This is a genomic window from Hymenobacter sp. NBH84, assembly GCF_014217645.1.
GTDB classification, from domain to species: domain Bacteria; phylum Bacteroidota; class Bacteroidia; order Cytophagales; family Hymenobacteraceae; genus Hymenobacter; species Hymenobacter profundi.
In genome coordinates this window covers 47,501-61,420 of sequence record NZ_CP043644.1, presented here as the reverse complement: position 1 = coordinate 61,420, position 13,920 = coordinate 47,501, and the positions used below count along the sequence as shown (strand labels likewise).

Sequence of the window (13,920 nt, the reverse complement as noted above, 5' to 3'; positions counted from 1 at the left end):
ATGAAAAGCTGAGCACAGATCAGGAGCGCCACAGGAACGGAAAAAGCAGGTAAGAAACCGCTCCTACAATCATATTTAGTGCTACCAGCGTGAGCAAAGAGCTGCGGCTGGCATCGAACTCCAGCCCATCCAGGGCATTTTTAGAAACTTTGATGAGCAGTAGCAGCATCGGAATCATTAAGGGAAAGCCCAGAATTGCCATGAGCGTATGGCTGTTAGTGGCCTTAGCCGCAATGCCCGATACCAGCGTGAGTGTGGAGGCAAATCCAATGGCCCCTAGCGCCATATTCAACAAAAACAGCGGCACATCCTGCACCGGGTTGCCCAGCACCAACGCATAGAGCGCAAACCCTACCCCACCGAGCCCCAACAGGAGCAGCACGTTGTAACCGATTTTAGCCAGAATTACGGCCTGCGGGCGCACCAGCGCATAATAGTAGAGCTGTCGGCCGCGGCTTTCCTGCAAGAATCCTTTGGCTACGGCATTCACGGCCGTGAACAGCAGGATAATCCAAAACAACGCATTCCAGGCGGGAGCGGGCAGTTCCCCTCCCCGCAAGGCAAAGCTAATGTAGCACACGAACACCGTGCTGCCCACGTACAGCAACATGCCGCTGAGGGTAGCACGTTGCCGCCATTCCAAACGAAAGTCTTTCTGCATCAGATAGCCAATCTCACGAACGAGCTGCATGGGAAGCGGGGTAGAAAACGGACCGCAAAGATACGGCACGCGAACTTAGAGTAGGCAGGTCCATCGTCATCAAAGATGCTAGTTGCTTCTGACCTGCCCTAAAAACAACAGCCGCCACGATACGTCGCGGCGGCTGTTCCATCAAATTATTGCTTGTGCCAGGGTTTTAGAAATCGTACCCCAGCGTGAAGTAGAATTTCGGTCCCGAACGGTTGTAGTCCTCCTGCCCCCAGGCCACATCGGCTTTGCCGTAGAAACCCAGGATGGTGGTGCGAATACCGCCGCCGTAGCCAATCAGCAGCGGATTGCCGAAGGTGGTAACCGTACCGGAAAAGGCGTTACCGTTTCCGCCGAAGGGCTGCGTATTATAGGAGTTGTTGGTGTTGAAAGGATTGACGCCAGAATAAGCTGAGCCTCCATCTACGAAACCCGTTAGTTGCAGATTGCGGAAGAAGCCAGAGTAAATGGGCTTGTTGGAGAGGTACTGAATGATGGGTACGCGCAGTTCGGTGTTGAAGAGAATGTATTTCGGACCGTTGCGCTTGCTGTAGTTGAAGCCCCGCAGGTTCGTCACGAACTGCTGGTAGAACAGCTGGGTAGGGTCGTAGTTGGAAGAGGCAACGGTAGAGGGTTGCAGGCGCTGGGTTTGAGGCAGCGCTGGGTCGTTCTCGAATTTGTTGTTCAACCAATTGTCCATACCACCCAAACGGTATACCGACTGCGCAGGGCCGAAGAACTGCCCGTGACTCACGCGCGTCGCCCAAATAATGGACCGGTGAATTTTCTGGTAGTGGCGCAAATCCACGTACAGATTACTCAAATTCAGGTCGTTATTATCCATGCTCGTCATCTTCTGGTAGCCTATCTTCATGCGTGTGCCTTGCAGCATGTTCACGCCCGTAGCAATGGCATTGTCGAAGATCAACTCGCCGTTGAAGCCCAGGTAGTTCCGGTTGACATCTGCCTCACCGGGCAGGTCGTTCAGCACCAAGCGACTAACGTTCACGTAGCTCGGACCACCGCGCACGCTCAGGTTGTGCGTGAGGGGGTAAGCAATAGTAGGCGCAATTTCGTGGCGGCCGTAGCGCGTCAGGTAGTTCGACAGATCCGGCACGTTCAGGAAATACGCCTGCTTCTGGTACCGAATGCTCCAGTCATAGCGGTGCGTCAGGTTGGTGTACTCCGCATACATGTTACTGGTTTTCAAATCAGTAAGCGCAAATATACTGGCCCGTATCCGGTGGTTCTCGAACAGATCCGACATATTGGCCTGCCCAATCAAGCCAAAGCCCAGTAGCGGGTCCACGTACAGCGACGACACCACGTTGTCGATGCTGAAACGGTTGTCGTAGCGGTAGGGGCCGTTGATAGCCAATGCATTGGCTGGTGGCGGGGTTGGGGCGGCCGTCAGGGCCTTGGTTGTAGCCGAGGGGGTGCGACGACGCTGTGCGGTATTGTTGCGAGCCGTCGACATCGGAATATCCTCGTCGAACTTATAATCACTCACGTTCACCTGCTGGGTGCGGCGCGGTGCGGTGGAGCTTGGCGTAGCAACCACCGGAGCCGTCGTCTGACTGGTGTCGGGCGTAGCGGCAGGAGTCGTTACGGCCAGCGTAGAGTCGGTAGCAGTCGGGGCCGGGGCGGGGCGGCGCACAGCAGCTGGCGTTGCTGGCCGGCGCACGGGGGCTGGCTTGGGGCGCGAGCGGTCTTCCAATGTTTCCTGGCGCGCCGTTCTGTAGAGCTTCACGCCCTCGGGTAGCGGGTAGTTAGGGTAGAGAAATACCGCGTCGCGGGCACGGTCGGTGGTAACGAAACCCAGCGCGTTGGTCGTAGCATTATAGTCGAAGCTGCGGATATCAACCGGAAAACTGGTTACGGCCGCGCGCTGCCGGGTCGCCAAATTCAGCCGATACACGCTCCGAATCCCACTCTCTTCCCCCAGATACATGATTTCCGAATCGGAAATAGCGCGGGGAGTGCCTTCGTTGGAGATGGTGCTGACCAATGACTCCATTGGCCGGGGCCGACCATCGAGGTGGTACAGAAATAGGTCGTAGTTATTGACTACAGAGCTGAAATCGCCCCGCGCCGTGCCCGTGCTATCGAGCCAACGGTTGGAGCTGAACACAATGCCCTCGCCATTGGGTAGGAAGGTAGGCTCCACATCATCGAACACGTCGTCGGTCAGCTTTTCGGGCCGCCGGCTACCAGCGCGCAGCAAGTACAGATCGTTCTGCCCATCACGGGCGGCACTGAATACCAACGATTTGCCATCGGGCGAGTAGGCCAGGCTCATCACCTGCGTAAACTGCCGAAAAATGGACTCATCCTTCCGCCGGAAGGGTAAGGCATCGAGCAGGCGCTCCAAGGTGTTGGCGAAGCCACTACCACCGGCTTGCCGTAGGCGCAGGGTCATGTACCCTTTGTCCATCTCGGCCACGGCTACTTGGTTGTTGCCGCGCCACGCCAGCACCGGCAGGCGCGTTTCCACTTGTTGATCGGGGGTACGGTAGCCGTTGCGGTGAATAACGTCGCGGTGCGAGCCGTCGCGGTTCACCACTATCACGCGGTAGCGCCCGCCCTCATTGGCCACATAAGCCAAGCGTTGGCCGTTGGGACTGAGCACTGGCTGCGAGTAAATTACCGACTTGCGGTTGTTGCGCGAGGTTAGTTGCGCTTTCTCATTCAGCGGCACAAAAGCCGTTTGGGGTTGGGCGTTCAGCTGGCGGTAGTATTGCAGCCAGTCACGCAGAAAAATCTTGTACGGCACATTCAGCGACGAGCTGATGCCTACCTCCACATCACGCGTAATGCGTGTGAGGTTCAATATGTTCTGAATAGTGGTGTAGCCGTAGCGCTCCGCGATGTAGTTCCAGATGCTTTGGCCGGCTAGCTGGGGGTTGCGCAGGAAGAATGGCGCCGTGCGCGTGCCCTCGTATTGCTGGGTCATGTCGCGCATGTAGTTGTCCATGTCCACGCTCCAGCCCTCGGCGGCGTAGGCCGAAGCCCCACCGATAAACCAGTCGGGCAGTTGCAGCAGGTAGGTGCTTTGCAGCACTTCTTTCAGCGAGCCGCCGTACATCATGTCGTTGAGCAGCACGCGGGTTACCTGGTAGCTCACGTCGCGCTTAAACTGCGTTTGCTGGCCCTGGTAGGCAATCTGCACCTTGGTCATGCGCAGCAGCGAGGTTTCGCCACCCATCTGGTACTTATCCTGATCTAGACCAATGTTGCTCTGCCGCAGGTCGCCCACGGAGTTATAGAGCATGATGGTGGTTTTGGAATAGGGGTAATAGCCGATGAGCGAGGTGATGCGCTGCAACTCTTTCTCGGCGTACTCAGCGGCGCGGCGGGCTGCAATTTCACCCCCAGCGTAATAGTAAACGTTGAAGTTCTGGGTGCTCAGCTGCATCCAGTCAAACCTCTTGTATTGCAGGCGCACCCGCCCAAATGGTTCCTGTGCGGTTTGCGCCACGGCAGCGGAGGGGGCCACCCAGAAAGAACCCGATAACAGCAGCACAGCAAGTCCCAGCAACCGGCCTACCCGGCGGGGTAACAGTAAGGAATAGTGCTTCATATAGGAACCAGAAAGAAGAGTTCAGGAAGAAAAAAGCAGCGGCCACCGGAGCGGCTTTATACAACGCGTGATATCGGGAAATATTGACCTCCGGCCACAGGTCGGAGGCACTATTTTCCAAGTAATTAGCCAGCTGGTCGGCCAGCCCCGGCGCCAGCAGTACGCCTTTGGAGCCGAAACCGTTAAATATACTTAAAATAGGCAGTTCGGGGTGCCGCCCCAGCAAGGGTTTTCGGTCGCGCACAGCGGGGCGTACACCGGCCCGCTGGGCCGTGATGGTAAAGGGCAGGGTAGTCATGTCGGCGAGGCGCTGGCTTAGCTCGGCCGTGGCTTCCGGCGTGATGCCCTCCGCAAACGGCGGCCAGCGGTAGGTAGCTCCTACCCGGAAATGCCCCTCGCCCTGCGGCACCACGTAAGCACCTTTATTGAGCACCTGCCCGTCGGGTAGTCCGGGACACGCCACGTCCAGCACTTCGCCTTGGTTGGGCGTGAGCGGCAGCCAGTTGAAATACGGATTCTGAACGGCTCCTACCCCCTCGCAGCACACCACTTGCCGGGCCCGTACCTGGCCGGGTGCGTAGGTAGCGCCGTCGGCATCAAACACCAGCTGCGACCATTCGAATACTTCCTGACGCAGCCAGCCCTGAACCAGCGCTTCCTGAGCCAGCGTAGCCAGCAGTTCGCGCAGCCGCACGTAGCCGCCGTGCTGAATCTGGATGCCGCCGAACTCCTGCCGCACGCCCGCCAGGGGGGGTAGGGCGCCGGTTACCTCCGACACGTAATGCCGCCAGGGCGCATCGGCGCTACGGGCCACTACCGTGTTCTGCTCCGCCACCGACGAAAACAGCTTTTGGATAGGCGCTTGAATGAAAAACGTTTCGCCGTAGTGCTGCTCCATTGCTTGGTAGAAAGCGGTAGCGGCGGGTAGCAGCTCATCTATCTTCCAGGCCAGCGCGAAACGCTTGCCGGCCACAGGATTAATCAGCCCAGCCGCTACGTTGGAGGCCGAATTGGGGTGGCCGAGGTCGTAGACCAGCACCGTGTGGCCGCGCCGGCGCAGAGTGTGGGCCAGGGTAGCCCCCGCCAGGCCGTGCCCAATCAGCAGGTAGTCGTAGGTTGTCATGCAGGGGTAAAGTAACGCGAAATTGCCGGCGTTGGGTACGGGTGGTTGCCCACAACAAGCCGCGGCGGGCTTCGGTTCGCGTCAACTCTCGTAACTTACCTCCCCAATTTCATCCAGCGCGTGCTGGTTTCTTTTCTTTACTTTATGCTAGTTGCCGGCTTCACCTTTAATGCCTTTTCGGAGAATACCTATCTGCTCATTGATGAAGCCACCCGCCAGTGCGCCATCGTAGACCCCGGCTGCTACGACCGCGCCGAGCAGCAGGCGCTACGCGAGTACATTGAGGCCGAAAAACTACAGGTAGTACTGCTGCTGAACACCCACGCCCACATCGACCACGTGCTGGGCAATCAGTTCGTCATCGACACGTATAAAGTCCCCTACCTGCTGCACGAGGCCGATTTGCCCGTACTGCGCGCCGTGCCTACCTACGCGGCCAACTACGGCTTTCCGGCCTACTCCCCCGCCGAGCCCACGGGCACGCTCACGCCCGACAAAGCAGTACGCATTGGCGAAACCGAGTTGGAAGTGCGCTTTGCGCCGGGCCACGCCCCCGGACACGTGGTGTTCTACCACGCCCCTACCCACACCGTCATCGGCGGCGACGTGCTGTTCCAGGGAAGCATTGGCCGCACCGATTTGCCTGGCGGCAACCACGCTACGCTCCTGCAAAGCATTCGCACGCAGTTGCTTACCCTGCCCAACGAAACGGTGGTGTACCCCGGCCACGGCCCGGCTACTACCATCGGTGCCGAGCACCAGTCCAATCCGTTTCTGCAATAAAGGACTTGTTTGAATGGTGTTCCGAGCGCAGTGAGAAATCTCGCTTGATAGTACTTTCTATCTACCGTCAGCACGCGTCATTTCTCACTGCGTTCGAAATGACGCTCACATAAGACCTCAAGACCCTCCTATATGAAAAGACATATTCCCAACGCGGTTACCTGTCTCAACCTGTTTTCCGGCTGCTTGGCCGTTAGTCAGATTTTTGCCGGGCGGTTGGACTTGGCGGCTTACTTCGTAGCCCTGGCGGCGGCGTTTGACTTTGCCGATGGCCTACTGGCCCGCGCCCTGCACGTGTCGTCGCCGATTGGCAAAGACCTGGACTCGCTGGCCGATATGGTATCGTTTGGGGTAGTGCCAGGCGCCATGCTGATGCAGCTGCTGGTACGCGGCGGCACCGACCTGCCCGACTGGCTGCCCTACCTGGGTTTTATCGTGACGGTGTTTTCGGCCTTGCGCCTAGCCAAATTCAACAACGACACCCGCCAGAGCGACTCCTTTATTGGTCTGCCTACCCCCGCGTGCACGCTGGTGGTGGCCTCCCTCCCCCTCATCCTCCTCGACGACCGTTTCAACCTGGCGCACCTGATTCTTAATCCGTGGGTGCTGCTGGTACTTACGGCTGTGCTGTCGGGCTTGCTGGTGGCCGAGCTACCGCTGTTTGCGCTTAAGTTCAAGCACTTTGCGTGGTCGGGTAATGCGCTGCGGTTTGTATTTTTGGGTTTGGCGGTAGTATTACTTTTTCTCTTACAAGCCGCCGCCGTACCGCTTGTCATTTTGCTATACGTTGTGCTGTCCATAGCACGGCCGGCGCGAAGCTGAGCCTACTCTATATACAGTGCAATATTCCTGCGGCGCGGCTGTTATCCTTATTGCCTGCATTGCCCACTGAACTGAGTAAGTGGCAGGTGTGTTTCACGTGCGCTTTTCTTCTACTGTTACCTACGCCGCTCTTTATTTGATTCGAACTTCTATGCGCTTCCCTACTTCGCTTTTGCTCGCGTGCCTGCTGGTATTGGTTGCCTTAGTGCCGAGCCAAGCGCAGACGGTTTTCTCGCAGCAACTTGCCTGGCAAGGCTACACTACGCTCACTAGCCCCAACGGCCAGGAGCGCCGCGTGCCTACCTTTCGGGGCGCCACGTATGAGCCAGGGGCCCGAGCAGGGTTGTATACCCTGCGCATCAATGGCCGAGTGAGTGAAGGGCAGATGGAAAACGCGATGTATGAGGCTTTCGCCGCTACCGATGCGCGTGCTTTCGAAGGCGCCACGTTTCCCGCAGGCCCTACCCTACGATTTGGTATGGCCAACCGCCAGCCTATCACTTATGTAGATTTGCCCGCTGTGCGCCGCAACGCCCAATCGGGCCAGGTAGAGAAGCTGATTTCGTTTGACTACCGCTATGTGCTCGGTGGAGCGGGTACTACTGCCAACCGACCGTCACGTACCCAGCGCACCCATACCTCAGCTTCTGTGCTTCGCCAAGGCACATGGTATAAAATTGGGGTCCCCGAAAGTGGTGTGTATAAGCTTGATAAAGCAGCACTGACTTCCTTAGGCATCAGCGTGCAAAGCACCGATCCACGCCGGATTCAGGTGTTTGGCAATGCGGCCGGCGGCATGTTGCCCCAGCTCAATGGCGCCCCCCGCCCCGCCGACTTAGAAGAACTAGCACTCGGGTTCGTGGGCAATGCCGACGCAGTTTTTGACGACAACGAATACCTGACGTTTTACTCCCGCGGTCCGCACGTGTGGGAGCGAGACCCCATGGCCCCTACCCCGCGCTTTCGCCACGTGCAGCATCTGTATACCGACACAGCCTACTATTTCGTGACGGTAGGCACCGGTGCGGGGCGGCGCATCACCGCGGCCACCACCGCGGCCGCGCCCACTGCCACCATCACCACCTTCGCCCACCGAGACTACTACGAGCACGATATTGTCAATATTCAGAAGTCGGGACGGCAGTGGTTAGGCGAGCCGTTGGAAGGAGGCACGTTGGAAGTTCCATTTACAGTGCCAAACGCAGTGCTGGGCGCAGCAGTGCAGCTCACATCGTCGGTGGCCGCCTCTAGCCTTAGCGCAAGCACGGTACAGTTGGCCCTAAACGGACAGAACGCCGGTACACAATCCATCTTGGGTCGCTCGGCATCCTCCTACCCCGAGCGCGCCAATACGGCCGTCACGACGTTGGCTATCACCCCAACCTCTTTGGCGGCCGATACGCGCGTGCGGTACACCTTCAGTAGCACTGATGGGAGTGCCCGCGCCTGGCTCGACTACGTAGAGCTGAACACCCAGCGCCAGCTGCGCTACGTGGGCAGTGGCCGTCAGCTCGATTTTCGTTCTTTCAGCAACATCGCGCCGCAAGCGGTTAGCCGTTTCACAGTTGACAATGTGGGTAGCGCCACGGTGTGGGAAGTGACGCATCCGGCGCGCCCCGTGGCCTACCCGCTCAGCAGCGGCAACTTCGTAGCACCCACCGATTCGCTACGGGAGTTTGTGGCCTGGCAAGAGGCTGACCTATATACGCCGCGCCTGTTTGGGCGGGTAGGCAACCAAAACCTGCACGCCCTCAACCTCGACGGCAAAACGGATCTAGTGATTGTCACACACCCACTGTTTCTGAGCGAAGCCGAGCGCCTAGCTGCCCACCGCCGTACGCACGACGGCCTCACGGTGCAGGTAGTCACCACCGCGCAGGTCTACAACGAGTACAGCTCTGGCGGGCAGGATATCACCGCCATCCGCGACCTGATGAAGCAGGTCTACGACCGTGCCGCCAGCGGCAAACAACTCTACTTGCTGCTATTTGGTGATGCCTCGTTTGATTATAAATCGGACCCGACCAATGACCTTAATAAGGTTCCTACCTGGTGGAAGTTGCGCTACTACCTTGAGCCTCGTACGCTGAATGTCACCAACCCCACGCCCGATCGGGCCAATCAGAATTACGTGCCGGTGTACGAGTCGCGCGAGTCGTTTGCCGTTGTGGCGCCTCGCAGCGGGCAGCAGGGTGTCACCTTCTCCACCGACGACTACTTTGGCTTGCTCGATGACAACGAGGGCGAACTAAACGAAAGCTACTCGGCCACAGATGAGCTGATGGACATTGGGGTAGGACGCCTGCCGGTGCGGGTCTCTTCTGGTACGAACACGGCTGCTCTCACTGTCAACAAGCTGATTCGTTACGACGACCCAACCACCTACGGCAAGTGGCGCAACCGCCTCACCTTTGTGGCCGATGATGGCGACTATAATCTGCACACGCTCTACTCAGCCGAGCCACTGGCCAATGCACTAGTCGCCAACCAGCCGGCCTACAACGTGCACAAGGTCTACCTCGACATGTACCCGCAAATTGCGGCGTCGGCTGGGCAAAGCTCGCCGGCGTGCATGCAGGCCATTGATGAGTCGCTGGAACAGGGCACGCTCATCATGAATTACAGCGGCCACGGCGGCCCCGAAGGCTGGGCCGATGAGCGGATTTTAACTCGCTCGTCTATTCAAGCGCTCCAAAACAGTCAGCGCCTCGCTTTCCTGCTCACCGCTACCTGCGACTTCAGTACCTACGACGACCCCGACCGCACCTCGGCTGGCGAAGAGATGCTAACCAATGTTGAAGGCGGCGCCGTGGGTCTGCTGACCACTACCCGCTTGGTGTTTTCCAACAACAACCAGGCCTTAGCTGAGTCCTTCTACGCGGCAGCTTTCACACCCATCAACGGCGTCCTACCCCGCATGGGCGACATTCTGGCTGAAACCAAAAATAACAGCGTCCGCTCGGTCTACAACCGCAATTTTTCTTTCCTGGGCGACCCGTCTAGCCGCCTCGCCTACCCCGAGCAGACCGTAACCCTACGCAGCATCAACGGCAATACCTTCACCACCACACCTACTGACACGCTCAAGTCACTGTCGCGAGTGCAATTGGTAGGCGATGTGCGCGTGGGCGGAGTCGTTAATGCTAGCTTCAACGGCACCACGCGCGTAACGGTGTTCGAGAAACCCGAAACCATCCGCACGCTCGGCAGCGAGCCTACCGATGGCCCACAGCCTATTCAGGTACAGGAAAATATCTTATATGATGGACAGGCAACCGTGCGCAACGGGCAATTTTCCCTACGCTTTGTAGTCCCAAAGGACATCAACTACAACTACGGCTTAGGCAAAATCAGCTTTTACGCCGCCGACTCTGTGCGCCGCATAGATGCCCACGGCGCCACCCGCACCGTAGTAGGTGGCCTCGATGCCACGGCTGCCCTGGATACTATTCCACCTACCATTCGGCTGTTCATGGACAACGAGTCGTTTGTGTTTGGTGGCCTTACGGGCACTTCGCCTACCCTACTGGCGCACCTAACCGATTCCAGCGGTATCAACACGGCCGGTTCGGGCATCGGCCACGAAATCACGGCTACTCTCGATGGTGATGCCAGCAAGCTGGTTATCCTCAACGATTTTTACACGGCCGATGTCGACAAGTTTCAGTCCGGCAAAGTGCGTTATTTGTTCAAAGAACTAAGTACGGGTCCGCACTTGCTACGTCTCAAGGCCTGGGATACATTCAACAACTCCGGCGAAAAAGAAATTGAGTTTATTGCAGCCAGTACCGAGAAACTAGCCTTGCAACACGTCCTCAATTATCCCAATCCTTTTTCGCAGAATACCACCTTCCATTTCGACCACAACCGCACCGGCGATGAGCTAGACATTCAGGTACAGATTTTTACGGTATCGGGGAAGTTGGTGCGTACTTTGCGAACCACCGTGCTCGGTAGCGAGTCGCACTTGGCTGCGCTCTCCTGGGATGGTCGCGACGAATATAATGACCAACTTGCGCGCGGTGTATACGTGTACCGCGTGAGTGTACGTTCTATGCGCGACCGTGCCACCGCTTCAAAGTTTGAAAAGCTGGTTATCCTCAATTAAGCTCTTTTCCACTCTGTTTTCACTTCCTTACCGGCTCACTTCTCCTCTTCTGTATGTCATCTAAGTCTAAGACGCCCTTGCGCTTCTTTTTACTGTCGGGTTTGCTGGGCTTGGCAGGCACGGCTACTGCCCAGTTGAATCCCAATAAAACCATCACGACGGCAGTGCCGGTTCTTACCCTAAGCCCTGATTCACGTTCTGCGGCTCTAGGCGATGCCGGGGTAGCGCTCAGCCCCGATGCTAATGCGGCCTACTACAATGCTGGTAAGCTCGGTTTTGTGCCTTTCAACTACAGCGTTTCTCCGTCCTACTCTCCTTGGCTGCGTGGCATCACCGATGATATGGGCATTGCGCATCTCTCCGGTTACGCACGCCTTAATCCACGGGCAGCTATATCAGGCTCTCTGTCTTATTTCGATTTAGGCCAAGTACAGTTCCGGGACGCGAACAATGGCGATTTAGGTAACTACAACCCAAAGGAATATGCCGTTTCAGTTGCTTATGGTCAGAAGCTGAGCGACAACTTCGGTGTGGGTATTTCGGCACGCTTTATTCGTTCCAACCTTACTGGCGATGGTTTCGATGCCCGTCCTGCCAACGCAGCCGCCGTTGATTTGGGTGCCTACTACAACAAAGATCTAACGATTGGTGCCGGACAATACAACTTGGGATTAGGTGGTGCTATTAGCAACATCGGCAACAAAATCACCTATACCAACGCTACGCAAGCAGACTTTTTGCCAACTAACTTGAAGCTAGGCGCTGCCCTGACGCGTGAATTGGACGCGTATAACAAGATTACGTTCACAATTGATGCTAATAAGCTACTTGTTCCATCGCCCTACTACATACAAGGCGACACAACAACTGCACTAGGCCAACCTAGCATAGGTAAACGCATCAACCAAGTAAACGCAGATCGTCGCGCAAAAGGAGTTGTAGGCGGCATGCTTAGCTCGTTTACAGATGCTCCTGGCGGTTTAAAAGAAGAGCTACAGGAAATCCGTCTTTCTGCCGGTGTCGAATACTGGTACAACGATTTGCTGGCAGCGCGAGTAGGCTACATGTACGAAAACGAAGAAAAAGGCAACCGGAAATATTTGAGCTTTGGCTTAGGCATTCGCTACCAGGTTTTCGGTGTTGATGGCGCTTATTTGGTGCCGAACAGCAACCAAAACCCCCTTGCTCAAACTATTCGCGTATCCTTACACTTTAACTTTAACAAGGCCGAGGAAGCTTTCGGCCCATCCAACAACTAACCCGCTTTCATGCTCGACCGTACCGTCGCTCCTCCCGTTCAGCCGCTGGCCAGTGTAACGCTGCCCGCGGCTGACGTGCTTTCGCTCCCCAATGGTGCCCGCCTGCACGTTCTGCGTAACAGCGCTCAACCTGTCGTACGCCTGCAAATTATTTTCCCGGCTGGTAAGTGGTATGAATCTGGTCCCAGCGTCTCGTTGCTAACGGCTCGTATGCTGCTAGAAGGTACGCGCACACGCACTGCCCGCCAAATAGCCGATACGGTGGCTTTTTACGGCGCTTCACTGGAGTGTGAGCAAGGTTTCGACCGCGCCACTCTCACGTTGTATTGCCTTACCCGCCACCTCGAGCAGTTACTACCGCTTGTACTAGATGTTGCAACGGAAGCGGCTTTCCCTGAGCCGGAATTCGACTTATTGAAAACACGCACTATTCAAAATGTGCGTATTGAACGTCAAAAGAACGGCTACCTTGCCAGTGAGCGTTTTTCGAGCAATCTATATGGATCCGCATATCCATACGGCGTCACGTTTGATGAGGAACTGTTCCAAAAGATTCCTGTAGAAGCGGTACAAATTTTTTACCAAACAGCTTACCGCATGCCAGCCGCTGAGTTGTTTGTTTGCGGTGATATAAGCAGTACTCAGCAACAACTGATTGCCGATTTGTTTGGCCAGGTTCAAGCGCAAGCAGATGCTCCTATTACAGTTGCTTCTCTGTCGCCTGTTTCTTCCCCCTTACAAGATCAAGTAGTAGTTGCTGATAGCCTACAGTCCTCTCTGCGCATTGGCCGCCTTTGGGTTCCTCCTACCCACCCAGACTATCATCCTCTACAGGTATTGGTCAAGGTGCTAGGTGGCTATTTTGGCTCTCGCCTAATGAAGAATATTCGGGAGGACAAAGGCTTCACGTATGGCATCCATGCCAGTGTCAGCCTTCGGGAACACGCCACAAGCCTCGTCATTGGCACTGACGTGAATGCAGCAAGTACAGAAGCGGCTATTAAAGAAATACGATATGAGCTAACTCAGCTTCAACAAGAGCTAATTCCTACAGAAGAACTACAAACCGTCAAGAACTACATGATTGGGAAGTTCGCGAATGAGCTAAGTACAGTTTTTGAGCAATGCGATAAATACAAATCATTAGTATTCCTCAATCTGCCAAACACATATTACGCAGATTTCTTGAACAACATAAATACTGTTAATGACGATCAACTTCGTGTGCTAGCCCAAAAGTATCTCTCTCCTGAAGAAATGATTGAGGTAATAGCTGGACCAGCTATGTATTAACTCTACCCATACAAGATAAAAGCCCGATATCCATGTGATTTTCGGGCTTTTATCTTGTATGGGTAGAGTTAATACATAGCTTCCGTGCAGTCCCCGGCTTTTGCAGGAGGCGAGGTTATAAACGAGGGAGGCCCCGGCCGCATCCCCGGGGTGGGGACGCAGGGCCGGGGCCTCACTGCTGATAAGTTGGCGGCGACCTACTCTCCCGCCGGTGAAGGCAGTACCATGGGCGCTCCGGGGCTTAACGACTCTGTTCGGAATGGG

At 56.3% G+C, this 13,920-nt stretch carries 8 protein-coding genes and 1 rRNA gene (1 of these 9 running past the window's edge); 5 read left to right on the top strand and 4 right to left on the bottom strand.

The features are described from left to right. Positions 1-19 precede the first annotated feature (19 nt). The 3 genes from F1C16_RS00240 to F1C16_RS22760 form a co-directional block, all read right to left on the bottom strand. Positions 20-691 carry a heme exporter protein CcmB gene (locus F1C16_RS00240; protein ID WP_243900279.1) on the bottom strand — a complete coding sequence of 224 codons (672 nt, stop codon included), beginning with the start codon at positions 689-691 and terminating at the stop codon, positions 20-22. A gap of 166 nt (positions 692-857) precedes the next feature. Further along, on the bottom strand, positions 858-4,166 hold the full coding sequence (locus tag F1C16_RS00235; protein ID WP_258049099.1) for a hypothetical protein: 3,309 nt from the start codon (positions 4,164-4,166) through the stop codon (positions 858-860). Next, positions 4,108-5,391, bottom strand: coding sequence for an FAD-binding oxidoreductase (locus F1C16_RS22760; RefSeq protein ID WP_219733362.1), 1,284 nt, complete (start codon positions 5,389-5,391; stop codon positions 4,108-4,110). The genes F1C16_RS00235 and F1C16_RS22760 overlap by 59 nt, the downstream gene beginning before the upstream one ends. 144 nt (positions 5,392-5,535) lie before the next feature. Between F1C16_RS22760 and F1C16_RS00230 the strand changes: the two genes are divergently transcribed. The 5 genes from F1C16_RS00230 (at position 5,536) to F1C16_RS00210 (ending at position 13,656) form a co-directional block, all read left to right on the top strand. Next, positions 5,536-6,174: an MBL fold metallo-hydrolase gene (locus tag F1C16_RS00230; protein WP_185282397.1), complete on the top strand. Its 639-nt coding sequence runs from the start codon at positions 5,536-5,538 to the stop codon at positions 6,172-6,174. Between the two features lie 132 nt (positions 6,175-6,306). Continuing rightward, complete coding sequence (locus tag F1C16_RS00225; protein WP_185282396.1) at positions 6,307-6,996, top strand: phosphatidylcholine/phosphatidylserine synthase; 690 nt, start codon at positions 6,307-6,309, stop codon at positions 6,994-6,996. Between the two features lie 136 nt (positions 6,997-7,132). Further along, positions 7,133-11,104 carry a type IX secretion system sortase PorU gene (porU, locus tag F1C16_RS00220; RefSeq protein ID WP_185282395.1) on the top strand — a complete coding sequence of 1,324 codons (3,972 nt, stop codon included), beginning with the start codon at positions 7,133-7,135 and terminating at the stop codon, positions 11,102-11,104. 53 nt (positions 11,105-11,157) lie between these two features. Next, the gene (gene porV / locus F1C16_RS00215; protein WP_185282394.1) at positions 11,158-12,363 is read left to right on the top strand and encodes a type IX secretion system outer membrane channel protein PorV; all 1,206 of its coding nucleotides are present in this window, start codon (positions 11,158-11,160) and stop codon (positions 12,361-12,363) included. A gap of 9 nt (positions 12,364-12,372) precedes the next feature. Further along, positions 12,373-13,656: a pitrilysin family protein gene (locus F1C16_RS00210; protein ID WP_185282393.1), complete on the top strand. Its 1,284-nt coding sequence runs from the start codon at positions 12,373-12,375 to the stop codon at positions 13,654-13,656. Positions 13,657-13,840: 184 nt separating this feature from the next. Here F1C16_RS00210 and rrf read toward each other — a convergent pair. Further along, a 5S ribosomal RNA gene (gene rrf / locus F1C16_RS00205) occupies positions 13,841-13,920 on the bottom strand (it continues 32 nt past the right edge of the window).